This window comes from Pseudomonas sp. BJP69 (genome assembly GCF_007633355.1).
GTDB lineage: Bacteria > Pseudomonadota > Gammaproteobacteria > Pseudomonadales > Pseudomonadaceae > Aquipseudomonas > Aquipseudomonas juntendi.
Window position 1 is genome coordinate 4525657 of the sequence record NZ_CP041933.1, and the last position, 24169, is coordinate 4549825.

Annotated in this window: 23 protein-coding genes; 4 read left to right on the forward strand and 19 right to left on the reverse strand. The window is 61.3% G+C overall.

The window, feature by feature from the left end; all coding sequences use genetic code 11:
• Window positions 1-86 precede the first annotated feature (86 nt).
• The 4 genes from cysN to FPB55_RS21220 form a co-directional block, all read right to left on the reverse strand.
• Window positions 87-1988 (reverse strand): sulfate adenylyltransferase subunit CysN, encoded by a 1902-nt coding sequence (gene cysN, locus FPB55_RS21205; protein ID WP_009684444.1) that lies wholly within the window; start codon window positions 1986-1988, stop codon window positions 87-89.
• 53 nt (window positions 1989-2041) lie between these two features.
• Window positions 2042-2383: a four helix bundle protein gene (locus FPB55_RS21210; RefSeq protein WP_029887200.1), complete on the reverse strand. Its 342-nt coding sequence runs from the start codon at window positions 2381-2383 to the stop codon at window positions 2042-2044.
• A 103-nt stretch (window positions 2384-2486) separates the two neighbouring features.
• The gene (cysD, locus tag FPB55_RS21215) at window positions 2487-3404 is read right to left on the reverse strand and encodes a sulfate adenylyltransferase subunit CysD (RefSeq protein ID WP_009684445.1); all 918 of its coding nucleotides are present in this window, start codon (window positions 3402-3404) and stop codon (window positions 2487-2489) included.
• A 273-nt stretch (window positions 3405-3677) separates the two neighbouring features.
• Complete coding sequence (locus FPB55_RS21220; protein WP_144189216.1) at window positions 3678-4436, reverse strand: Nif3-like dinuclear metal center hexameric protein; 759 nt, start codon at window positions 4434-4436, stop codon at window positions 3678-3680.
• Window positions 4437-4604: 168 nt separating this feature from the next.
• Here FPB55_RS21220 and algW point away from each other — a divergent pair, with 168 nt between their 5' ends.
• On the forward strand, window positions 4605-5765 hold the full coding sequence (gene algW / locus FPB55_RS21225; RefSeq protein WP_144189218.1) for a Do family serine endopeptidase AlgW: 1161 nt from the start codon (window positions 4605-4607) through the stop codon (window positions 5763-5765).
• A 31-nt stretch (window positions 5766-5796) separates the two neighbouring features.
• Here the strand turns inward: algW and FPB55_RS21230 are convergent, their stop codons facing one another.
• The 4 genes from FPB55_RS21230 to FPB55_RS21245 all read right to left on the reverse strand — a co-directional run bounded on the left by FPB55_RS21230 (window position 5797) and on the right by FPB55_RS21245 (window position 9954).
• The gene (locus FPB55_RS21230) at window positions 5797-6561 is read right to left on the reverse strand and encodes an amino acid ABC transporter ATP-binding protein (protein WP_003251792.1); all 765 of its coding nucleotides are present in this window, start codon (window positions 6559-6561) and stop codon (window positions 5797-5799) included.
• 10 nt (window positions 6562-6571) lie between these two features.
• Window positions 6572-7669, reverse strand: coding sequence for an amino acid ABC transporter permease (locus tag FPB55_RS21235; RefSeq protein WP_115294702.1), 1098 nt, complete (start codon window positions 7667-7669; stop codon window positions 6572-6574).
• 10 nt (window positions 7670-7679) lie between these two features.
• Complete coding sequence (locus FPB55_RS21240; RefSeq protein ID WP_029887285.1) at window positions 7680-8858, reverse strand: amino acid ABC transporter permease; 1179 nt, start codon at window positions 8856-8858, stop codon at window positions 7680-7682.
• Between the two features lie 67 nt (window positions 8859-8925).
• Complete coding sequence (locus FPB55_RS21245) at window positions 8926-9954, reverse strand: amino acid ABC transporter substrate-binding protein (RefSeq protein ID WP_009684450.1); 1029 nt, start codon at window positions 9952-9954, stop codon at window positions 8926-8928.
• A gap of 332 nt (window positions 9955-10286) precedes the next feature.
• Between FPB55_RS21245 and FPB55_RS21250 the strand changes: the two genes are divergently transcribed.
• Together FPB55_RS21250 and rhlB are read left to right on the forward strand one after the other, a co-directional pair.
• Window positions 10287-10943 (forward strand): alpha/beta fold hydrolase, encoded by a 657-nt coding sequence (locus FPB55_RS21250; RefSeq protein ID WP_009684451.1) that lies wholly within the window; start codon window positions 10287-10289, stop codon window positions 10941-10943.
• A 101-nt stretch (window positions 10944-11044) separates the two neighbouring features.
• Window positions 11045-12496, forward strand: coding sequence for an ATP-dependent RNA helicase RhlB (gene rhlB / locus FPB55_RS21255; RefSeq protein ID WP_144189220.1), 1452 nt, complete (start codon window positions 11045-11047; stop codon window positions 12494-12496).
• A gap of 163 nt (window positions 12497-12659) precedes the next feature.
• On the opposite strand, the gene moaE is transcribed toward rhlB, so the two are convergent.
• From moaE to FPB55_RS21280, 5 genes are all read right to left on the reverse strand, one after another.
• Entirely contained in the window at window positions 12660-13106 is a 447-nt protein-coding gene (gene moaE / locus FPB55_RS21260; RefSeq protein ID WP_029887283.1) for a molybdopterin synthase catalytic subunit MoaE, read from the reverse strand.
• Window positions 13107-13108: 2 nt separating this feature from the next.
• Window positions 13109-13354, reverse strand: a complete 246-nt coding sequence (moaD, locus tag FPB55_RS21265; protein ID WP_009684454.1) for a molybdopterin converting factor subunit 1 — start codon at window positions 13352-13354, stop codon at window positions 13109-13111.
• A complete protein-coding gene (moaC, locus tag FPB55_RS21270) occupies window positions 13354-13824 on the reverse strand; it encodes a cyclic pyranopterin monophosphate synthase MoaC (protein WP_054912052.1) in 471 nt (156 codons plus the stop codon). Before moaC ends, moaD begins: the two co-directional genes overlap by 1 nt.
• 137 nt (window positions 13825-13961) lie before the next feature.
• Window positions 13962-15356 (reverse strand): PhoH family protein, encoded by a 1395-nt coding sequence (locus FPB55_RS21275; protein WP_009684456.1) that lies wholly within the window; start codon window positions 15354-15356, stop codon window positions 13962-13964.
• Window positions 15357-15634: 278 nt separating this feature from the next.
• A complete protein-coding gene (locus tag FPB55_RS21280; RefSeq protein ID WP_125854465.1) occupies window positions 15635-16762 on the reverse strand; it encodes a polysaccharide deacetylase family protein in 1128 nt (375 codons plus the stop codon).
• 137 nt (window positions 16763-16899) lie between these two features.
• Between FPB55_RS21280 and yaaA the strand changes: the two genes are divergently transcribed.
• The gene (gene yaaA / locus FPB55_RS21285) at window positions 16900-17679 is read left to right on the forward strand and encodes a peroxide stress protein YaaA (RefSeq protein ID WP_009684458.1); all 780 of its coding nucleotides are present in this window, start codon (window positions 16900-16902) and stop codon (window positions 17677-17679) included.
• A 111-nt stretch (window positions 17680-17790) separates the two neighbouring features.
• Here the strand turns inward: yaaA and FPB55_RS21290 are convergent, their stop codons facing one another.
• The 6 genes from FPB55_RS21290 to FPB55_RS21315 all read right to left on the reverse strand — a co-directional run bounded on the left by FPB55_RS21290 (window position 17791) and on the right by FPB55_RS21315 (window position 23567).
• Window positions 17791-18981, reverse strand: coding sequence for an HlyD family efflux transporter periplasmic adaptor subunit (locus FPB55_RS21290; RefSeq protein ID WP_178097530.1), 1191 nt, complete (start codon window positions 18979-18981; stop codon window positions 17791-17793).
• A 22-nt stretch (window positions 18982-19003) separates the two neighbouring features.
• Window positions 19004-20428 carry a TolC family protein gene (locus FPB55_RS21295; protein ID WP_238706603.1) on the reverse strand — a complete coding sequence of 475 codons (1425 nt, stop codon included), beginning with the start codon at window positions 20426-20428 and terminating at the stop codon, window positions 19004-19006.
• Window positions 20418-21587 (reverse strand): ABC transporter permease, encoded by a 1170-nt coding sequence (locus FPB55_RS21300; protein WP_115294708.1) that lies wholly within the window; start codon window positions 21585-21587, stop codon window positions 20418-20420. The genes FPB55_RS21295 and FPB55_RS21300 overlap by 11 nt, the downstream gene beginning before the upstream one ends.
• The gene (locus FPB55_RS21305; protein ID WP_115295364.1) at window positions 21580-22236 is read right to left on the reverse strand and encodes an ABC transporter ATP-binding protein; all 657 of its coding nucleotides are present in this window, start codon (window positions 22234-22236) and stop codon (window positions 21580-21582) included. Before FPB55_RS21305 ends, FPB55_RS21300 begins: the two co-directional genes overlap by 8 nt.
• A 5-nt stretch (window positions 22237-22241) precedes the next feature.
• Window positions 22242-23024 carry a hypothetical protein gene (locus FPB55_RS21310; protein ID WP_144189224.1) on the reverse strand — a complete coding sequence of 261 codons (783 nt, stop codon included), beginning with the start codon at window positions 23022-23024 and terminating at the stop codon, window positions 22242-22244.
• Window positions 23025-23120: 96 nt separating this feature from the next.
• A complete protein-coding gene (locus FPB55_RS21315; protein WP_232109400.1) occupies window positions 23121-23567 on the reverse strand; it encodes a hypothetical protein in 447 nt (148 codons plus the stop codon).
• Window positions 23568-24169: the final 602 nt, after the last annotated feature.

Genomic DNA, 24169 nt, shown 5'->3' on the forward strand with positions numbered 1-24169 from the left:
ACGCCCCCCTGGCGCATCACCAGGCGTGAGACAACCTGCACAAAAAAACCCCGCCGAAGCGGGGTTTTTGGTAGTGCAGGCCAGCCTTAGATCGCACCACGCTGACGCAGTACGTCCAACACCTGTTTAACGCCTTCGTCCACGCTGGTGGCCTGGGTGTCGATCACCAGGTCGGCATCCAGCGGCACATCGAACGGGAAGCTTTCGCCCGGGATGTTGTCGCCACCGGCAGCGTACAGGCCCTGTGGGTCACGCTCGCGGCAAACCAGTGGGGACGCCTGGACGTAAACCGTTACCAGGCGATCCTTGCCGATCAGCGCCTTGGCCTGTTCGCGGCCTTCGGCATCCGGGGCAACGAACGCCGCCAGGGTCAGCATGCCGGCTTCGTTGAACTGGCGCGCCACATGGGCGGCACGGCGCCAGTTTTCGGTGCGGCCAGCGCGGTCCTGCGGCAGGCCCTTGTTCAGGTCGTGGCGCAGGTTCTGCCCGTCGAGCACGTACACTGCACGGCCCATGTCGAACAGCTTGCGCTCAACGGCATAGGCCAGGGTGCTCTTGCCGGCGCCAGAAAGGCCACTGAACAGCACGGTGGCTGGCTGCTGACCGAAACGCAGGGCGCGCTCCTCGGTAGACACGTGGGCCTGCTTGCCATGCTGGCCGGTGCTGCCATGCGGCAAGACTGGCTGGGCGATGATCATGCCGGCGCCGACGGTGCCGTTGGTGAGGCGGTCGATGACGATGAACGCACCGGTTGTGCGGTTGCTGTCGTAACCGTCCAGGGCAATGGCGCTGTCCAGGGATACCTTGACGCGGCCAATCTCGTTCAGCTGCAGGGCGCTGGCGGCGTCCTTCTCGAGGGTGTTCACATCAACCTTGTGGGTGATGCTGGCAATCGAGCCCGGCACGTAGCTGGTGGCGCGCTTGATGTCGTACTTCTTGCCCGGGAGCATCGGCTCTTCGGCCATCCACACCAGCATGGCGTCGAACTGGTCAGTGACCGGCGGCACGTTGTCGGCATGCACCAGCAGGTCGCCACGGGAGATGTCGATCTCATCTTCCATGGTCAGGGTCACGGCCTGGCCTGGGCCGGCGCTTTCCAGTTCACCTTCATAGGTGACGATGGACTTGACCCGGCTGCTCTTGCCCGACGGCAGCACGACAATTTCGTCGCCCTTGTGCACCACGCCGCTGGCGAGGGTGCCGGCAAAACCGCGGAAGTTCAGGTTAGGCCGGTTGACGTACTGCACCGGGAAACGCAGGTCGGTGAAATTGCGGTCAGCCGACACTTCGACGGTTTCGAGGATTTCCATCAGGGTCGGGCCGGTGTACCACGGCGATTGTTCGCTGTGGTTGACCACGTTGTCACCCTTGAGCGCCGACATCGGCACGAAGTGCAGGCTGCTCGGGGTCAGGTTGATGGCTTCGGCAAACTTCAGGTAGTCCGCCTTGATGGCCTCGAAGACGCCTTCATCGAAGCCCTTCAGGTCCATCTTGTTGACCGCGACCACGATGTGCTTGATGCCCAGCAGCGACGCGATGTAGCTGTGGCGGCGGGTCTGGGTCTGCACGCCATAGCGTGCATCGACCAGGATGATCGCCAGGTCACAGGTGGATGCGCCGGTGGCCATGTTGCGGGTGTACTGTTCGTGGCCCGGGGTGTCGGCGATGATGAACTTGCGCTTGGCGGTGGAGAAATAGCGGTAGGCGACATCGATGGTGATGCCCTGCTCACGCTCGGCCTGCAGGCCGTCTACCAGCAGCGCCAGGTCGACCTCTTCGCCGGTGGTGCCAGACTTTTTCGAATCGCGAGTGATGGCCTCGAGGTGGTCCTCGTAGATCATCTTGGAGTCGTGCAACAGGCGCCCGATCAGGGTGCTCTTGCCGTCATCCACGTTGCCGCAGGTGAGGAAACGCAGCAGTTCTTTACGCTCGTGCTGAGCCAGGTAGGCGAGGATGTCCTCGCTGATCAGATCGGATTGATGACTCATTGCATTCAAGCTCCAAGCTGTAAGCTTCAAGCAGCAAGCTTGTCGGCGTACAGCTAGTTAGAAATTTTGTTGATCAACCCAGCAAGCATTCTGGATAGCTCACGGGTTTCAGTTATCCAGTCGTTGGCCAATTCGGCAGGCAAATAACCAATTTCACCGGCGATGATCAGTTGGGTCCGCAGTTCTGCGCAGGAAGCCTTCGCCACGCTCAGGAACCATGCTTTCTCCCGCATTCCTCTGCGCTCCATTCCCTCAGCGATATTGGAGGGGATTGAAACGGCTGCTCGAGTGATTTGGGACCTGAATCCAAAATCCCGACACCCAGCAAATGCCCGATATATCTCAACGGCTAAATTTTTACTTCTCTGCCAAACCAGCAACTTCTCAAAACCCACTGCAGGCACTCCCTGTGCGCCCGCAATGCAGGCGGCAGTCCACAAAAATCAGAAACTACTCGCTCCGCTTCTGTCTTGCAGCTTGCCGCTTGTAACTTGAAGCTTAGAAATAGCCCTGACGTTTCTTGTCTTCCATGGAACCGGCGCCATCGTGGTCGATGACCCGGCCCTGGCGCTCGGAAGTGCGCGTCAGGAGCATTTCCTGAATGATGTCGGTGAGCGTTTCGGCCTCCGACTCGACAGCGCCCGTGAGCGGGTAGCAGCCGAGGGTACGGAAACGCACCTTCTTCTTGACGATGCGGGCCTTTTCTTCCTCGGAGAGGTGTTCGAGGATGCGCTCGTCGTCGATCATGATCAGGGTGCCGTTCTTCTCGATGACTTCACGCTCGGCAGCGAAGTACAGCGGCACGATCGGGATGCCTTCGAGGTAGATGTACTGCCAGATGTCCAGTTCGGTCCAGTTCGACAGCGGGAAGACGCGGATCGACTCACCTTTGTTGACCTTGCCGTTGTACACGTTCCACAGCTCGGGGCGCTGGTTCTTCGGGTCCCAGCGGTGCTTGCTGTCACGGAACGAGTACACACGCTCCTTGGCCCGCGACTTCTCTTCGTCGCGGCGAGCACCACCAAAGGCGGCGTCGAAACCATGCTTGTCCAGCGCCTGTTTCAGGCCCTGGGTCTTCATGATGTCGGTGTGCTTGGAGCTGCCATGGGTGAACGGGTTGATGCCCTGCGCCACACCCTCGGGGTTGACGTGAGTGATCAGCTCCAGGCCCATTTCCTCGACCATCTTGTCGCGGAACCTGTACATCTCCTGGAATTTCCACTGGGTGTCGACGTGCATGACCGGGAACGGAAGCTTGCCCGGAAAAAAGGCCTTGCGCGCCAGGTGCAGCATCACGGCGGAATCCTTGCCGATCGAGTACAGCATCACCGGGTTGTCGAACTCGGCGGCCACCTCGCGGATGATGTGGATGCTTTCCGCCTCCAGCTGTTTCAAGTGCGTCAGTTTGTCGACCATGGCTACTCACGAAAAACGATCTTATGGACGGCCTGCGGGCCGTGTTCGAGCGGATCACTGTATCACAGCGGCTGCTTCTATTTAGGCGGCCAGCTAGATCGAAAAAGTCTAACGATATGACTGGGGGTTAGGCTGATGCCTGTTCAATTAAGCGTTACTGGGGCTGCTTTGCAGCCCTTCGCGGGCACGCCCGCTCCCACACGTTTGCCGCTGAACTCGAGAAATGCGCGATCCCCTGTGGGAGCGGGCGTGCCCGCGAAGGGGCCAGTAAGGTCAGATCGGGTTCGGGCAATCGATGAACAGGTGTTCCACGGCAAACCGCCGCGCCAGGTAATCACCCAGCGCCTGCACCCCATACCGCTCGGTGGCATGGTGCCCTGCGGCGATGAAGCTGACGCCATTCTCCCGCGCACTGTGGTAGGTCTGCTCCGACGCCTCGCCCGTCAGGTACAGGTCTACCCCGGCGGCAATCGCCGTGTCGATATAGCCCTGCCCGCCCCCGGTACACCAGCCGACCCGGCGGATCATTTCGTCGCCTTCGACCAGCAGCGGCTCACGCCCCAGCACCTCCTGCACGCGCCGGGCAAAATCGCGGGCGGTCACCGGTTCGGCCAGCGAACCGACCAGCCCGACCACCTTGGGGTTCTCCGGGTCAAGCGGCCCTTCGACGGTAATCTCCAGTTGCCGCGCCAGCTGCACGTTGTTGCCCACCTCAGGGTGTACATCCAGCGGCAAGTGGAATGCCAGCAGGCTGATGTCGTTGTTCAGCAAGGTTTTCAGGCGGCGCTGGCGGATGCCGGTGATGCAGGGGTTTTCGCCCTTCCAGAAGTAGCCGTGGTGCACCAGCACCAGGTCGGCTCCGGCCTCGACCGCGGCATCCAGCAACGCCTGGCTGGCGGTGACACCGCTGACGATACGGCTGACCTGCGGCCGGCCTTCGACCTGCAGGCCATTGGGGCAGTTGTCCTGGATCCTGGCGCTGCCCAGGTAACGCTCGGCTTCTTCAACCAGGGTGTTTAGCGCGACGGCCATGAAAATCTCCTCGAAAACTGCACACTCCCCAGGCACAACGCACAGGGAACGCCCGTATAATGCCGGCCATTATGGGCCGTCGCCGGCACTGGGGGAACCGGTGTATGATCGCGCGCGCTCATGCCCCACCGCGCGGCCACTGGCCCCCGCTCTTTTCAGGACTCGTTCATGTTCAAGGCTTTGCGTTACTTTGGCTGGCCCCTGCTTACCGGCGTATTGATCGCCGTGCTGATCATCCAGCGGTTTCCGGAATGGGTCGGCCTGCCCAGCCAGGACGTCAACCTGCAGCAGGCACCGCAGACCACGAAGATCATACAGGGCCCGGTATCCTACGCCGACGCCGTGACCCTCGCGGCCCCGGCGGTGGTCAACCTGTACACCACCAAGGTGGTCAACAAGAGCGCCCACCCGCTGTTCGAAGACCCGCAGTTCCGCCGCTTCTTCGGCGACAACCTGCCCAAGCAGCGCCGCTGGGAATCGAGCCTGGGCTCGGCAGTGATCATGAGCCCCGAGGGCTATCTGCTGACCAACAACCACGTCACCAGTGGCGCCGACCAGATCGTGGTGGCCTTGAAGGATGGCCGCGAGACCCTGGCCCGGGTCATTGGCAGCGACCCGGAGACCGACCTGGCGGTATTGAAGATCGACCTGAAGAACCTGCCCGCCATCACCATTGGCCGCTCCGACACCATCCATATCGGTGACGTGACGCTGGCCATCGGCAACCCGTTCGGCGTTGGCCAGACCGTGACCATGGGCATCATCAGCGCCACCGGCCGCAACCAGTTGGGCCTGAACAACTACGAAGACTTCATCCAGACCGACGCCGCGATCAACCCGGGCAACTCCGGTGGTGCGCTGGTCGATGCCAACGGCAACCTGGTCGGCATCAACACGGCCATTTTCTCCAAGTCTGGTGGCTCGCAGGGCATTGGCTTCGCCATCCCGGTCAAGCTGGCACTGGAGGTGATGAAGTCGATTGTCGAGCACGGCCAGGTGATCCGCGGCTGGCTGGGTATCGAAGTGCAGCCACTGAGCCAGGAACTGGCCGAGTCGTTCGGCATGAAGGACCGCCCAGGCATCGTGGTTGCAGGCATCTTCCGCGAAGGGCCGGCGGCCAAGGCCGGGCTGCAGCTGGGGGACGTGATCTTGAGCATCAACGGCGAACCGGCAGGTGACGGGCGCAAGTCGATGAACCAGGTGGCGCGGATCAAACCGAACGAAAAGATCACCATCGAGGTGATGCGTAACGGGCAGCAGCTCAGACTGGTGGCCGAGGTGGGGCTGCGGCCGCCACCGGCACCCGCTGCCCCACAAGAAGAGAAGTAAACATCGGGGCCGCTTTGCGGCCCCGGCTGTATCAATGCAGGATCTGGCTGAGGAACAACTTGGTCCGGTCGCTACGCGGCCGGTCGAAGAAGTCATCCGGTGCCGCCTGCTCGACGATTTCACCTTTATCCATGAAGATCACCCGGTTGGCCACGGTGCGGGCAAAGCCCATCTCGTGGGTCACGCAGAGCATGGTCATGCCATCTTCGGCCAGACCCACCATGGTATCGAGCACTTCCTTGACCATCTCCGGGTCCAGGGCCGAAGTGGGTTCGTCGAACAGCATGATTTTCGGCTTCATGCACAACGCCCGGGCAATCGCCACGCGCTGCTGCTGGCCACCAGACAACTGCCCCGGGTACTTGTGCGCCTGCTCCGGGATACGTACCCGCTCCAGGTAATGCATGGCAATCTCTTCGGCCTTGCGGCGCGGCATCTTGCGCACCCACATCGGCGCCAAGGTGCAGTTCTCCAGAATGCTCAGGTGCGGGAACAGGTTGAAGTGCTGGAACACCATACCCACTTCACGGCGGATCGCCTCGATCTGCTTGAGGTCGTTGGTCAGCTCCACGCCATCGACCACGATGCGCCCCTGCTGGTGTTCTTCCAGGCGGTTGAGGCAACGGATGGTGGTGGACTTGCCCGAGCCGGACGGCCCGCACAGCACGATACGCTCGCCCTGGCGAACATTGAGGTTGATGTCCTTGAGCACATGGAACTGACCGTACCACTTGTTCACACCCTGCATCTGGATGATCCCTTCGGGGCCGGCAGGCTGCTTGATCGCTTCACTCATTTCGAAACTCCTAACGCTTGTGGCCAGTGTCCAGCTTGCGCTCCAGGTGCATGGAGTAGCGGGACATACCGAAACAGAAAATCCAGAACACCAGGGCGGCGAAAACGTAGCCCTCGGTAGCCATACCCAGCCAGGCCGGGTCGGCGGCGGCTTGCTTGACACTGTTCAGCAGGTCGAACAGGCCGATGATGATCACCAGGCTGGTGTCCTTGAACAGGGCAATGAAGGTGTTGACGATGCCAGGGATCACCAGCTTGAGCGCCTGCGGCAGGATCACCAGGCCCATCGCCCGCCAGTACCCCAGGCCCATGGCTGCGGCCGCTTCGTACTGGCCCTTGGGGATGGCTTGCAGGCCACCGCGTACCACTTCGGCGACATAGGCCGACTGGAACAGGATCACGCCGATCATCGCCCGCAGCAGCTTGTCGAAGCTCATGCCCTCAGGCAGGAACAACGGCAGCATCACCGAAGACATGAACAGCACGGTGATCAGCGGCACGCCGCGCCAGAACTCGATGAAGGTCACGCACACCACCTTCACCGCCGGCATCCTCGAACGCCGCCCCAAGGCCAGCAGAATGCCCAAGGGCAAAGCGCCGACGATGCCCACGGTGGCGATCACCAAGGTCAGCATCAGCCCGCCCCACTGGCTGGTGGACACGTTGCTCAGGCCCAGCAGGCCACCGTGCAACAAGGTGTAGGCCAGCAGCGGGTAAAGCACCAGGAAGCCCAGGCCATAGAGGGCCTTGCGCGGGAAGCGCTTGATGAACAACGGCGCTGCGCCAAGCACTGCCAGCCATACCGTCAGGTCGACCCGCCAGCGCAGCTCGACGGGGTAGTAGCCGTACATGAACTGGCCGAAGCGCTGCTGCACGAACACCCAGCAGGCGCCGTCCTTGGTGCAGTCGGCGCGGGTGGTGCCAACCCAGTTGGCGTCGATCAGTGCCCAGTGCAACAGCGGTGGCACGATCAGCCAGATCAGGTAGAGGGCAAACAGGGTCAACAGGGTGTTCAGCCAGCTGGAGAACAGGTTGGTACGCATCCATGCGAGTACGCCGACGGTTTTCACCGGTGGCGGCATATCGGGTTTGAAAACATGGGCATTCACAGGCGTATCCTCACCGCTCGATCAGCGCAATGCGCTTGTTGTACCAGTTCATCAGCAGCGAAATGCTGATGCTGATGGCGAGATAGACACTCATGGTGATGGCGATCACCTCGATGGCCTGGCCGGTCTGGTTGAGCACGGTACCGGCGAACAGCGAGACCATCTCCGGGTAGCCGATGCCGGCCGCCAGCGACGAGTTCTTCGCCAGGTTCAGGTACTGGCTGGTCAGTGGCGGAATGATCACCCGCAAGGCCTGGGGGATGATCACCTTGCGCAAGGTTGGCCCTTCGCGCAGCCCCAGCGAGCGCGCCGCCTCGGTCTGGCCGTGGCTGACCGAACGGATGCCCGAGCGCACGATCTCGGCGATGAAGGCGGCGGTATAGATCGTCAGCGCCAGGGTCAGCGCCAGCAATTCGGGGATCAGCACCCAGCCACCGACGAAGTTGAAGCCCTTGAGCTGCGGTGCCTCCCACGTGACCGGGCTGCCGAACAGCAGCACGCTCAGGCCTGGAATGACCAGCAACAGCGCCAGCGCGGCCCAGAACTTGTGGAACGGTACACCGGTCTCGTCGAAGCGTTTGTTGGCCAGGCGCACCATCAGCCAGACCGCCCCCACCGCCACCGCCAACGCCGCGACAAATGGCCAGAAACCGTCCGCCATGGAGGCACCAGGCATGTTCAGGCCACGGTTGCTGATGAAGAACAGGTCGTTGAGGTTGATGCTGCCCCGCGGTCCCGGCAGGGTCAGGAATACGGCGAAGTACCAGAACAGGATCTGCAGCAGCGGCGGAATGTTGCGGAAGGTCTCCACGTACACCGTCGCCAGCTTGTTGATCATCCAGTTCGGCGACAAGCGTGCCACACCGATGATGAAACCCAGGATGGTCGCCAGGATGACGCCAATGAAGGTGACCAGCAGGGTGTTGAGCAGGCCGATGACGAACACCCGTGCATAGCTGTCCGATTCCACATAGGGGATCAGGTGCTGGGCGATGCCGAAGCCGGCACTGCGATCGAGGAAGTCGAAGCCCGAGGTGATACCCCGGTGTTGCAGGTTGGTTTGCGTATTGTGAAACAGGTACCAGCCCAGACCGACCACGAAAACGATGGTGAGAATCTGGAACAGCCACGCGCGCACACGTGGATCGCTCAGGGATAAACCCTTTTGTGCGCCAATATGATTTTGCATGAAGTGCCCCGGAAAATAGGGATTCGAACAACCTGCGGCGGCCGGATGCCGCCGCAGGGTGCAGCCATCAGCGCACAGGTGGCGCGTACTGGATGCCGCCGTTGTTCCACAGGGCGTTCATGCCACGGTCGATCTTCAGGTCGGTACCTTGGCCCAGGTTCTTCTCGAACACTTCGCCGTAGTTGCCGACTTGCTTGACGATCTGCACTACCCAGTCTTTGGGCAGCTTGAGGTCCTTGCCGTACTCGCCGTCCGCACCCAGCAAGCGGGCCACGTCAGGGTTCTTGGTAGCTTTGGCTTCAGCCTCGACGTTCTTCGAGGTGATGCCCGCCTCTTCGGCGTTGAGCATGGCGAACAGGGTCCACTTGACGATGCTGAACCAGTCTTCGTCGCCTTTGCGCACCACCGGGCCGAGTGGCTCCTTGGAGATGGTTTCCGGCAGCACCACATATTCGGTCGGTGCGGCCAGCTTGGAGCGCTGGGCAAACAGCTGCGACTTGTCGGACGTCAACACATCGCAACGACCGGACTCCAGCGACTTGGCGCTTTCGTCAGAGGTATCGAAGGTGATCGGGGTGTACTTCAGGCCATTGGCCCGGAAGAAGTCCGACACGTTCAGTTCGGTGGTAGTCCCTGCCTGGATGCAGATGGTCGCGCCATCGAGCTCCTTGGCACTGGAAACACCGAGCTTCTTGTTGACCAGGAAACCGACGCCGTCATAGTAGGTGACACCGGTGAACACCAGGCCCATGCCGGCATCGCGCGAGCTGGTCCAGGTGGTGTTGCGCGACAGCACGTCAACTTCACCCGATTGCAGGGCCGTGAAGCGTTCCTTGGCGTTGAGCTGGCTGAACTTGACCTTGTTGGCGTCGCCGAACACGGCAGCGGCCACGGCGCGGCAGACATCGGCGTCGATACCGATGATCTTGCCTTGTGCATCAGGTACCGAGAAGCCTGGAAGACCGTCGCTCACGCCACACTGGACGAAGCCCTTCTTCTTTACCGCATCAAGGGTGGCGCCGGCCTGGGCATTGCTCACGGCGCCCAGCGCGGCGGCAGCGGTCAGGACTGCCAGGGTGGTTTTCAACACTTTCATTCACAACCTCCAAATCGCTCTTGTTGTATCGAGCCGGAATTGCACCGCACCCTTTTGAGGCATGTCCGACCCGTATTGGCTAGTTATTGGGTCAATTGGCGCAATGGGCTGTTCTATGACAGCCTTCGCGTACAAAGGGTGTTACCGTCACGGCCCGCCCTTTGCATCGCACCTTGAACTGCAAAGCGCGTACCAAATGTTTTGGCTGGAGCGTTTAAGCGTTCGTCAAGTAGGGAAAGTTGTATCGTTGCGACATTCTTTTTCAGGCAATCCTGTACAGCGCTTTTTTTTAACGCACACAACACGATCACCCGCACTCTTTCGGAGCAGTCATGACCAACCCGCTGATTCTCGAACCACAGAAAACCGCTGATGCCTGTGTGATCTGGTTGCACGGCTTGGGAGCCGACCGTTACGACTTCCTACCCGTAGCCGAATTCATGCAGGAGCGTTTGACCAGCACTCGCTTCGTGATGCCCCAGGCACCCACCCGCCCGGTGACCATCAATGGCGGCTATGCCATGCCCAGCTGGTACGACATCAAGGCCATGACCCCGGCCCGCGCCATAGACGAGGCTCAGTTGGAGGAGTCGGCCGAGCAAGTGGTGGCGCTGATCAAGGCGGAGCAGGCCAAAGGCGTCAGCTTGTCGCGCATCTTCCTCGCCGGTTTCTCCCAGGGCGGCGCGGTGGTGTTGCACACTGCCTATATAAAGTGGCAAGAGGCGCTGGGTGGGGTCATCGCCCTGTCCACCTACGCCCCCACCTTCAATGACCAACACCAGCTCAGTGCCTGCCAGCAACGCACCCCGGCCCTGTGCCTGCATGGCGTGCACGACCCGGTGGTGATCCCGGCCATGGGCCGCACCGCCTTCGAGTACCTGAACACCTGGGGCGTAGCTGCCCGCTGGCACGAATATCCAATGGAACACGAGGTAGTGGTCGAAGAGTTGAGCGACATCCACGACTGGCTGGCAAAGCAACTGCAATGAGCCAAGGCCGCCTGTAGTTGTAAGGCTATTCCACTACGCCACGCCCGATTCTTGCATTACACTGCCCGGCGTACATTCCTTAATCAGTTGATGAGACGATCGTGCTCAAGGCACTCAAGAAAATATTCGGCAAGGGAGAGGCTGCACCACAGGCCGCCGCTCCTGCTGCCAGTGTGACGCCGCCTGCGCCGGCACCCGCCAGCGAGGCGCAACCGGCGGCCCCACGCGCCAACCCTACCCCCAAGGCAGAATCGCCTGTTGCCGCAACGCCAGTGGCCGACAAGCCGGCCAAGGACAGACCACGTCGCGAGCGCAAGCCCAAGCCCCAGGCCAGCCTGTGGAAACTGGAAGACTTCGTGGTCGAGCCGCAGGAGGGCAAGACCCGCTTCCACGACTTCAAGCTGTCCAGCGAGGTGATGCACGCTATCCACGACCTGGGCTTCCCCTACTGCACGCCGATCCAGGCGCAGGTGCTGGGTTACACCCTGCGTGGCCAGGATGCCATCGGCCGTGCCCAGACCGGCACCGGCAAAACCGCAGCGTTTCTGATCTCGATCATTTCCCAGCTGCAGCAGACCCCTGCACCCAAAGAGCGCTACATGGGTGAGCCGCGGGCGCTGATCATCGCGCCAACCCGCGAGCTGGTGGTACAGATCGCCAAGGATGCTGCGGCGCTGACCAAGTACACCGGCCTGAACGTCATGAGCTTCGTCGGCGGCATGGACTTCGACAAGCAGCTCAAGGCCCTGGAAGCGCGCCACTGCGACATCCTGGTGGCTACACCGGGCCGCCTGCTGGACTTCAACCAGCGGGGCGAGGTGCACCTGGACATGGTTGAAGTGATGGTGCTGGACGAAGCCGACCGCATGCTCGACATGGGCTTCATTCCGCAAGTGCGCCAGATCATTCGCCAGACGCCGCCCAAAAGCGAGCGCCAGACCCTGCTGTTCTCGGCCACGTTCACCGAGGACGTGATGAACCTGGCGAAGCAATGGACCACCAACCCGGCCATCGTCGAGATCGAACCGGAGAACGTGGCCAGCGAAACGGTCGAGCAGCATGTCTATGCGGTGGCCGGCAGCGACAAGTACAAGCTGCTGTACAACCTGGTGACCCAGAACCGCTGGGAACGGGTGATGGTGTTCGCCAACCGCAAGGACGAAGTGCGGCGCATCGAGGAAAAACTGGTGCGCGACGGCATCAACGCCGCCCAATTGTCGGGCGACGTGCCGCAACACAAGCGTATTCGTACCCTGGAGAACTTCCGCGAAGGGCGCATCACCGTTCTGGTCGCCACCGACGTGGCCGGGCGCGGGATCCACATCGACGGCATCAGCCACGTGATCAACTTCACCCTGCCAGAGGACCCGGACGACTACGTGCACCGCATTGGCCGTACCGGCCGTGCCGGCACCAATGGCGTATCGATCAGCTTTGCCGGGGAAGATGACTCGTATCAGCTGCCGGCGATCGAAGAGCTGCTGGGGCGCAAGATCAAATGCGAGATGCCGCCGGATGAGCTGCTGAAGCCGGTGCCGCGCAAGCATCACTGACCCGTGGCTGGGAATACATATCCCCCTGTAGGAGCGGCCTTGTGTCGCGATAGGGCCGCACAGCGGCCCTAGGATTTCAGCTTCAACGCATCAATTGCCGGGGCCGCTTTGCGGCCCTATCGCGACACAAGGCCGCTCCTACAAACGGCTGGCGCAGCCTTGACTACCAGCGCCCTGCGGCATCCAGGTCACTCTGCCTGCCTTCCACCCACCTCGGCCCTTCCTGGGTATTTTCCTTCTTCCAGAACGGTGCCCGGGTCTTCAGGTAGTCCATGATGAAGTTGCAGGCATCGAACGCTGCCTGCCGATGGGCACTGGCCACGCCGACGAACACGATTGGCTCACCCGGCTCCAACGCACCGACGCGGTGCAACACCTGCACTTTCAACAACGGCCAGCGCTGCTCGGCCTCGGCCACGATCTTGGCCAGGGCCTTTTCGGTCATGCCCGGATAGTGTTCAAGGAACATGCCTGCCACTTCGCGGCCATCATTGAAGTCCCGCACATAGCCGACAAAGCCGACCACAGCGCCTACCCCCACGTTGGCCGCATGCATGGCATTGGTCTCGACGCCCGGGTCGAACGCGTGTTCCTGCACTCGCACTGCCATGCTCAGCCCCCCGTCACCGGCGGGAAGAACGCCACTTCATCGCCCTCTTCCAACGGCTCATCCAGCTTGCACAGTTCTTCGTTGCGGGCGCACATCAGGTTCTGCTCGCCCAGCAGTTCATAGGCCCCACCCTTGCCCAGCAATGCCCGGCGCACATCGTCGACAACCTTGAACTCACCCTCCATCCGCTCGGCATCCACGCCCAGCAACTCACGGTAACGCGCGAAGTACATCACTTTGACTTTCATCACGCCTGCACCTTGTAGTGGCCGCTCTTGCCGCCCAGCTTTTCCAGCAGGCGGACCTGCTCGATGACCATGCCTTTATCCACAGCCTTGCACATGTCATAGATCGTCAGCGCAGCGACGCTAGCGGCGGTCAGTGCCTCCATTTCCACACCGGTTTGCCCGGCCAGCTTGCAGCGGGCGAGGATCCGCACCGCGTCCTCGCCCTCCGCGCTGAGTTCCACCTTGACGCTGGTGAGCATCAGCGGGTGGCACAGCGGTATCAGGTCGCTGGTCTTCTTCGCCGCCTGGATGCCGGCAATGCGCGCCACGGCGAACACATCGCCCTTGGGGTGTTCGCCGTCGACGATCATCTGCAGGGTCTGCGGCAACATGCGCACCCGCGCCTCGGCGGTGGCCTCGCGCTCGGTCACGGCCTTTTCAGTGACGTCGACCATGTTGGCCCGCCCCTGGGAATCAAGATGTGTCAGCACTGCTCTGCTCCTGTGAAGGGAGCCTGCAGTGTAAACCTGTGGGTCAGGTTTGAGCAGAGGTATGTGTCGGCAGGTCTGGCCGCTGTATGAACACACTCGTGGAGATGCCGGGCAGCGGGCTGCCCGGCGACAGGGTTTTACAGATGCGACTCGGCGTACTCGGCCAGTACCGAGCGTGGCACACCCTGCAGGGTGATGTGCACGCCATGGGGGAAGTCCTTGAAGCGCTCGGTCAGGTAGGTCAGGCCCGAGCTGGTCGCGGACAGGTAGGGGGTATCGATCTGCGCCAGGTTGCCCAGGCAGACCACCTTGGACCCAGAACCGGCACGGGTGATGATGGTTTTCATCTGGTGCGGCGTCAGGTTCTGGCACTCGTCGATCAGGATCAGGCTCTGCTGGAAGCTGCGGCCGCGAATGTAGTTCAACGACTTGAACTGCAGCGGCACGCGCTCGAGGATGTATTCGACGCTGCCATGGGTGCTTTCATCATCCATGTGCAAGGCTTCGAGGTTGTCGGTAATGGCGCCCAGCCACGGCTCCATCTTCTCTGCTTCGGTACCCGGCAGGAAGCCGATCTCCTGGTCCAGCCCCTGCACGCTGCGGGTGGCGATGATGCGCCGGTAGCGTTTGCTGACCATGGTCTGCTCGATGGCAGCTGCCAGGGCCAGGATGGTCTTGCCGGAACCGGCAGCACCGGTCAGGTTGACCAGGTGAATGTCCGGGTCGAGCAAGGCGAACAGCGCCAGGCTCTGATGGATGTCCCGCGGCTTCAGGCCCCAGGCCTCCTGGTGCAGCAGTGGCTCCTGGTGCAGGTCGAGCAGCAGCAACTCGTCGTCGCGGATACCCTTCACCCAGCCGACGAAGCCCTGGTCGTCAATGATGAACTCGTTGACGTGAACGGCCGGCAGGGTGTCGATCATGTGCACACGATGCCAGGTCCGGCCGCGCTCCTGGCGGGTATCGACCTTGCTGACCCGGTCCCAGAACGAACCGCTGACCGAGTGGTAGCCCTTGGACAGCAAGGACACGTCATCGACCAGTTGGTCGGTGCTGTAGTCCTCGGATGCGATGCCGCAAGCGCGCGCCTTCAAGCGCATGTTGATGTCTTTGGTGACCAGCACCACGTCCAGGTCGGGGCGCCGGCTGCGAACGTCCAGCAGGGTGTTGATGATGATGTTGTCGTTGAGGTGCTCCGGCAACAACTTGCCAGGCTCGTTGCGTGGGCTCATCAGGATCGAAAGAAAGCCTTTGGCCCCACTCTTGTTGCGCTGGATCGGCACGCCCTGCTCGACATCACTGGGCGAAGCGTCCCCGAGGGTCTGGTCGATCAGGCGGATGGCCTGCCGGCACTCTGCGGCGATGGTCTGTTTACCGGTCTTGAGCTTGTCGAGTTCCTCCAGCACCGTCATCGGGATGGCGACGTGATGCTCCTCGAAGTTGAGTAATGCGTTGGGGTCGTGAATCAGGACGTTGGTATCGAGCACATAGAGGATTGGCTTGCTGGAGGAAGGGGTGCGTCCTTGGTCATCCATACTCGGTCACCTTATGTCGAAGCCGCACGGCGTGGTCTGTTACGCCGCAGAGTGACTGCCGTGTCCCCGTATCCGCGTTGTTACGGGCGGGGAGCAACCTGGCCAGGAGGGTCTGGATGACGCCACCTGTGCTGCAGGGATCGGCTGTCTGGTTTCTTCATACCGCAAAAGCCATGACCGGAAAAAGCATTTTTACGTGTTTTTGAAGTTTATTTTTCCGATTGACGATAAGGCCTTGGCGGCAGGCCCAGACACGACTACGCTCAGAAGTGGTACCTCTATTCGCTGTACCCATAGGCCCGGCAATCTTCCCAGCCGATACCGCTCTGAGCGGTACTGCGCAGCAACCACTCCACCGCCGGTTGCGCCTTGGCCAGGCTGTCATGCAGCTGGATAACCCCCTTGCGCCACAACAGCATCAGGGTCAGCACGCGTTGCGCCGAGGCTTCGGCAGTCAGTGCAGTGTCATCCTGCGCGTCGATATCCCACAACGACACCCGCAACTGCTGGCTGGCCATGAACGCCTCGCCATCGGCCCGGCGTTGCCCGTAAGGGGGGCGGAACAGCGGCACGTACTGCTCCGGCAGGTCGGCCTGCACGCGGGCCTGGCTGCGCCGCAGCGAGTCCTGCCAATCGACCCACTGTGCATGCGAGCGGTACTCCCAGCCCTGAATACCCACGCACTGGCCGCGATAAAGCCTGGCCACGGTGTTCGGCATGCCGGCATCCCGGCGCTGCTGCAGGCGGTTGCCAAGCACGAAGAAGGTACCCGCCAGCTTTTGCCGGCGCAGGTAATCGGCCAGCAGGTCGGTACTGCCGCCGTCAGGCCCCGGGCCACCGACGAAGGTCAGCAGGAACATGCGATCGTTCAGGCGTTCACCATCGAGCTCCCGTGCAGATAGCCGCTCCACCTCGCTGCTGGTCTGGGGCAGCAGCGCAGCTTTGCGCAGCTGTTCGTCCAGGTAGCGGCTGTGGAACTGGTGGCTGGGCTCTACCCACCCGGCATAGAACGCGCCGACATCGGTGGCGAACGTCGCCGCCTGGGTACGCAGATCCGCCATGGACTCAACGGCATAGCAGAACGACGCATCCTGCTCGCAGCTGCGTTGCGCCTGTTGGTAGCCTGCCCATAACCGCTGCCACATGCGCGCCCGCAGTTGGCGAACCTTCTGCAGGTTGATCTGCCGCAAGCCCAGCCGCGCCGCCAGCGTCGCATCATCGAGCAGCTCGCTTTCATGCAGTACCCGGGCGAACGACAGAATCTCCGCCCGCGAAGCCACATCGAACAACGCCGGGCTGTTCAGTTGCTCGGGCCACAGGCTGCGATCGAAACTGACCGGGGCTGTGGGGGCGGCTTGCACGGCCAGGCTCAATAGCGCGGCCAGCGCGGCAAAGGCGATGCGCACGGTAAAAGGCTCCGTCACGGCAAAACGCGAACTATAGCGTTAGAACCGGCCATGGTCTGTGACTATTGTCACCATAGTTTGGACTTGCACCGCCCAGCCCGTAGAATCCCAGGCCAACGATGCCAGGAGCCGACCCGATGCTGACGGTGATTTCCCCCGCCAAGACCCTCGACTACGATACCCCGCCGGTAACCGAGCGCTTCACCCTGCCCCAGTACCTGGATGATTCCCAGGTGTTGATCCAGCAACTGCGAACCCTGTCGCCGGCGCAAATCAGCGAGCTGATGCACCTGTCCGACAAACTCGCCGGCCTGAACGCCGCACGCTTCGGCAGCTGGTCTCCGGACTTCAGCCCAGCCAATGCCAAGCAGGCGCTGCTGGCGTTCAAAGGTGACGTGTACACAGGCCTTGCTGCCGAAACCCTGGGTGAGGACGACTTCAGCTACGCACAAGACCACCTGCGCATGCTCTCCGGCCTGTACGGCCTGCTGCGCCCCCTCGACCTGATGCAGCCCTACCGGCTGGAAATGGGCACCAAGCTGGCCAATGCCCGCGGCAAGGACCTGTACGCCTTCTGGGGTACACGCATCAGCGAATGGTTGAACCAGGCCCTGGCCGCTCAGGGCGATGACGTGCTGTTGAACCTGGCCAGCAATGAATACTTCAGCGCAGTGAAACGCAGCGCCCTCAAGGCGCGGGTGATCAATGTCGACTTCAAGGACTTGAAGAACGGCCAGTACAAGATCATCAGCTTCTACGCCAAGAAAGCCCGCGGCATGATGAGCCGCTTTGTCATCGAGCAGCGCATCAACGATCCAGAGCAGCTCAAGCAGTTCGATGTCCAGGGTTACTACTACTGTGCCGAACAGTCCAAGCCAGATCACCTGGTGTTTCTGCGCGATCACCCGGGCGAGTAGACCCGCCGATACCGCTTCGCGGCTTGAGCCGTTCCTGCAACCGCCACGCGGTACCCGCAGGACCGCTCCAGCCGCGAGCACCGGCAAGGCCAGGGCCAGTCTCCACCGCCTTCAGGGCAGCTGTACATAGCCGCTTTCCAAACCGATAGCTTCCACCCCCTCGGGCAAAGCCACCCCTGCCTTAACCAAAACCCGCCTCGCCGGCTGGCCGTCTTCGCCGCGCCATACGGCGTAATGTGCACCCGCCTGATCCACCCGCAGCGCCTCGGCAGGTACCACCAAGGCACTGTCGTTGCTGTATACCAATACTTTCAGCTGTGCACTCATCCCCAGGCGCAAGCCTGACTGCGCTGACGGCGCAGACCGGTCGAGATCTGCAACCACGTCATACCAGGTACCTTGCCCGTCGTCCGGTCTGGGCTGCTGGCTTATTTGAGCCAATACCCCGGTAAATGACTGGCCAGCCACGCTGACCTGCACCTGCTGCCCCTCGCGCAGAATGCCCACGTCCTGCTCTTCTACGGCTGCCAAAACCTGTAACTGGTCCAGGTCTATCAGCTCCAGCAGTGGCGTGCCGCGAACGACCTGCTGGCCTGGCTGCAGGGGCACCGCGGTGTCACCAGGCGCCGTCACCCGCACGACCACAGCACTGAAGGGGGCCTTGATCACGCGCTGGCGCTGCAAGCTTAGCAGTGCACGTTTGCGCGCCTCGGCATTGCTCAGCTCCATCCGCGCAATTTGCAGGCTATCGCCTTGGCCGCGAACCTGTGCCTGCTGCAACTCCTGCTCGGCATCGAGCACGGTTTGCCGCTGCGCCTCAACCTGTCGCGCCAGCCCCTGCAGCTCCATTCGCGCGACAATGCCTCGCTCATATAGCCGCTGGGTGTCACTCAGGTTTACCTGGCCAGCCGCCAGCGCGCTTCGCGCATTGGCCAGCATGCGCCGCGCCCTGCCCACCTCAGGGCCGCTGGCCCAGGCTTCAAGAACCATGACGTTGCTGCGAGCCCGCAACCAGTCCGCCTCCACCTGGCGCAGTTGGATAGCCAACTGGTCGGTGTCCAGCGTAAGTAGCACCTGCCCCGCCTGAACGCGCTGCCCATGACTGACAGCGATTGCGGCCAGTATGCCGTCGAACGGTGCCGTCACGGTGACCTGGCGTGTTGCCTGCAGCCTGCCGGCCAAGCCCAGATGCTGCTGCAAATGCTGGGGCACGATCGGCACCCAACGCTCACCGTCGGGCCGCGGCTCTGCCGGCCAGCCGTACCAGAACCAGATAACGAACAGACTGAACAGGCCAGGCACTATCCATAACCCCCGATGCCTCCTAGTCATACAGGTCCACACCCCAGTTTTGCAGCGTCGAACCCTGTACCTGGTCAAGCACTGCGCGGCCATTGAGGTAAGCGATGGCAGCATCCAAGTAGGCGTTCTGAGCATGGCGCAGATCACTCTCGAAGCTCAGCACCTCAAAGTTGCTTGAGCGCCCGAGGGCCAGTTTTTCCCGTTCGATATCAAGTTTGCGCTGCGATAGGGACAACATCCGCCGGACAATCTCCAACTGCCGCCAATGCACCTTAATATCCCGCACGGCATCGCTCACATCGCGCTGCAACTGCTGGTACACCTCGGCCTTGGTCAGTTGATGGTGTTGCAGTGCGGCCTCGGCATGCACCTCAGCCTGCCGCAGACTCAGGCCACCCAGGGGTACCTCCAGCTCCAGCCCCACATAGCGCTGCCAACTCGGCCGACTGCCAGGGCGTTCATGCGCCTGGCTGGCCCCAGCCACCAACGCCAAGTCCCAAGATTGCTGGTCACGAGCCAGCAGCAAGTCGATTGCAAGTTGCTCACTTGTAATCTGCTGCATCAGATAGGCAGGTTGCAGCGCTTCGGCCTGGGCCAACGCTTGCGCGGCATCCACCTGCACCTGTTGCACCTCGACCTTGTCCACAGCCCGCAAAGGGGTTGCAAGGTCGATAGCCAGTGCTTGGGCCAAGGCAAGCCGGTTTCCCCGCAACTGGCTGCGGCTACTCTCCAGTGCCAGCTCCTGGGTAGCCACCTCGGCTTCAGCCTGGATGATCTCGAACGCTGCCATGCGGCCCGCACTGATAAGGGCCTGGTTAACCTGCACAAGCTGACGCGCGCGCCGCAACGCCTGCTCAGCAATGTTCTGTTGCTCCTGAGCACGTAGCAACGCGCGGTAAAGGAAGATGACCTGGTTGATGACCCGCGCAACATCATCCTTGAGCGCCAGCCGGTTGAGCTGCTCCGACAGCTGCGCCTGACGCAGTGGCGCGCCCGCGATGGCACGGCCGGCACCTCGCAGCAGTGGCTGGGTCACGCTCAGGTTGGCGCCGTTCCTATAGCGCGCGCCTGACTCATGCCCCCGGGCATGGCCATATGACCAATCCAGGCTCAGGCGCGTGCCGTAAGGTGTCAACAGCTTGGCTGACGGGACGAAGTCGGCCTCTCGGTAACGCTCGCTCTGGTTGCGATTACCGTAAGCGCGCGCCTTGAGTGAAAGTTGCGGCGAGTAGTGATCACGGACCACACGCAGGTCGAATTTTTCAACCCTGCGCCGAAGCCGGGCGCTACGAATGGCGCGGTTGTCTCGCAAGGCCAGGGCAACCGCATCTGCCAACTGCAATGGCACTTCATGGGCCCTGGCCATCGCCAGTGCGCTGACCCCTTCAGCCCTGGCTGCAGCAGGCAGGAGCAACGCGCAGGCAAGCAGCCATCCGCTAGACCTCACGCAATGCCTCCACCGGTTGCAGGCGCGCGGCGGCGAGTGCCGGATACAAGCCCGACACAAGCCCTGCAAACAACGAAGCGGCTACGCCTAATGGCAGCGAGTAAAAAGCCAGTGACAGCGGCCAACCGGAGAGCCAGGCGAACAACCAGGCAGCCAGTAGCCCTGCCACTGCACCCACCCATGCACCGGCACAAGACAACAGCAAGGCTTCGAGCAGGAACGACCAACCGATATCCCGGGCCCGCGCCCCAAGGGCAAGGCGAAGGCCAATTTCCCGGCGGCGTTCGGCAACGTTCATCAACATGATGTTCATCACGCCGACGCCGCCCAACAGCAAGGCAATCACGGCAAACCCCGCCAGTAAACCGTTGAGCATCTGCGACTGGCCGGCCATGCCCTCGAGCAACTGGCTCGGCAGCCGCACTGACACTTGGTGCAATGGCAGTTGTGCCTGGAGATGGGCTGACAGACATTCTGCGGACTTTGCCAACGGATGGGGGTCGCGCCCGAGTGCCAGCATCAAACCCACATCCGGGGCCGGGATCAGGCGGCGCATGCCTGATAAGGGCATGATCACAGCCTGGTCCAGCATGACCGGCAACAATGGGTTGTCACCTGTTGCCGCCAGTACTCCAACCACGTCGAACAGGTAGCGCCCCAGCTGCACTTGCTCGCCCTCCCGTGCGGCCAATTGAACCGCCAGCGAGGCTCCCAACAGGACATGCAGGGCGTCGGCATCATGTGCAGACAGCAGGCGCCCACCCCGGGCACGAAGCTCAAGCAGCTCGGCAAGCTGGGGCGTGCTACCTACAACCATTGCGTCCTGCCGTAAACCCTGCCGCTGGACAGTGCTTGCAGCGACAATCAGCGGGGCCGCCACCCGCACATACGCTGACATACCGGTCAGGTCAGGCATCGCTGCGCTGCCACGCCTGTCCGGGCGCTCCAACTCGACGACCATCAGTTCGCTGCCCATACCTTTGAAAAGCACTTTCACATGCTGCGCTGCGCCATGCCCCATGTTCAGCAAAGCAACCACCGCAGCACAGCCGACCCCTATCCCCAGCAGTGCCAGCCACGCCCTGCGCCCCATCAGGCGAAGGTTCAGCAGCGCCTCGGCGAAGCGCTGCTGCCAGCCGGGGCCATAGTGCTCAGGCATCGCTCAGGCGCCCATCTTCCACACGCACGCGGCGTTGCATCTGCTGCGCCAGGGACAGGTCATGCGTGACCATGAGCAGCGTGGTGCCGCGTTCGCGGTTGAGCTTCAGCAGCAGTTGCAGCACGCGATTGCCTGTCGACGGATCCAGGCTGCCGGTTGGCTCGTCCGCGATCAGCATGCGCGGTTCAGTGACCAACGCACGGGCAATGGCCACCCGCTGCCGTTGGCCACCTGACAAATCGGCAGGCCGCTGACCGCCTCGCGCGCCAAGGTCCACGGCCTCCAACTGCACCTGGGCCAGGCGCCGCGCCGCAGGCAGGCGCAGGCCGCGATAGGCCAGCGGTAGCGCGACGTTATCCAGCGCGCAGAGCCGCGGCAGCAAGTTGAAACTCTGAAAGACAAAACCGATCAGCTGATTGCGCATGACCGCACGCTGATCAGCGCTGGCTGCCGTCACGTCGATGTCATTTAGCAGGACACGGCCACTGCATGGGCGGTCAAGCAGGCCGATCAGGTTCAGCAAGGTGCTTTTGCCTGAACCGGACGGGCCGATGATGGCGCAGCTTTGGCCCCCAGGCACCATCAGGTCGATGCCGTGCAGCACCGGCCGGCCAGCATGGAACCGGCTGACGTTGGTGAGGCTGATCATCGGCTTCATGCACGGTTGTCCTGGTCGCCTGCCGGTGCCAGCGCCGGCTTTGCGTGCCGCGCCTCATCTTCCAACTTGCGGACGGTTTTCAAGATTGTTTCCTGCAGTGAGTCCGCTTCCTCACCTGGGGGGGACTCTTTTCTACCAATCAGCATATTCAGATTGATTTCATAATTACCGAATTGCGCCTCCTCTATCGCAGGTAGTGCCTTGTAATAGGCGATCACTTCCCTGATGGAATCGTCTATGAGGCCGGTTTTTTCATATTCAGCATTCGATTTATCAACAATATAATGAGTCCACAATGAATACCGATGCCCAATTTCCATGAAAGCGGCCTCTCTTTCATTCTTGGTGAAATCACCCTCTTCGTCATAGCCAATCAAGACCAATTGTTCAGTGGACAAATCTTTGAATGGATTCTGTCCTTTTCCATTAACGAACTCGGTCGCCTGCCGCGCACGGGCCAGCAACTCCGCGTCATCAGTGTCAGGTACAAACGCATCGTTCAGAGGCTTGTTCAGGCCGTGGACAGAGCTGTTCAGATCATCCCTGATGCGCATGCCCAATTTAGCCAGTTCCTGACGGCTAAGCTGGCTGTCACGCTGCGCTGTCCGCTCTGCGGCAGCCGCTAGCTGACGAGCAAGTGGAGACACGTCTGGCACACTCTCGCCTTCACCATCAACTCTGGCTGCGTCCAAGTCAGACGAGGTCGCAGTAGTGGCCACCGGAATCGCTTTGAATATTTTTTGCAAGGGTGAAGCAATAAAATCGCCAATCCTGGACATGACTATCCTCCTGGTTGAGTTAGCACTTCAGTGCATTCAGCCTCAACCGAGCAGCCTGCCAGTAACTGGACGGGCCACTCGATCAACGCCAAGTGGTTACTTCATGGTGAACTCGGCTTTCCAGGCGTAGTTAGCAGCGAAACCTGAATTCACAGCGGTGCAAGTTGCCCCGCCGGTCGGGGTGGCTGTTTTGTTCCATTTGGGTTGCTTTATGCCCCCGGCCATCATCATCACGAATGTGGTGCTGAAAGCGCATGACTTTCGTCCGTCCGCATAGCGCAACATGGCGCCATTCGCATCCGGACTCACTAAGCGTTGGACGGTAAACTTTATCGACTGGCCAGCTCTGACTTCTTGATCCGGCGCGGGCACTGCAATCTGATAGGTGCTGCTCTCATTGGCATTAGTCAACTGGAGCTTGACGGTCTCTGTACCAAGGTTTCTGAAGGTAACCTCGACAGGCGGCCCCGCCAGCGCTTGGCCGGCAGCAAGCAACGAGGCAGTTGCACAAAGGATTCGCGTAAATCTTTTCATCGGTGTCATTCTCGTCTCTTCCCTGTGGTGATGGGGTGAGACGCCCTTGCGGCCGTAGCCTCAAGCTGCCTGAGACGCTCCTTCGTACACAGGCACCTCCTCTGGGAGCGCCCATGAGGCTTAACGGCCACAGTGGCAAAACCTTAAAAAAAATGTGCCTACAAAATGTTGCAAGCCGTGCGGGCCGCTCATGAGAGAACACCCCCTATTCGTCATTTTTCTGGCGCCAAAAAATCTTTACGCAAGTGTCTCGCTCTGCCGCCGGGGCTACCGTTCATACCTTTTCTGACGAATTCTGAAAAAATTTTTTCGATGCTGGCACTAAAACATCTCGCAACAGTTTCGCCCTTCAAACATCGGGGGCAAACCGATGCGTGCCATCAAATTGAAACTGTCGGCAGCTTAATAAATATTTAGAAATCTTTCATCGAGACGAAACTCAGCCAGGAACTTCTCATATCCACAACCGCTCATAGAGCCGTAACGAATTTCCTGCCCACGGGTTGTGAGAGATGACTTACAGATGACAATGGCAAGGTATCCACTACCTGCCACAACATACAGACAGGCCGCCCGGCTAACTCCCAAGTGCCTGTCCTTACAGGAGACAA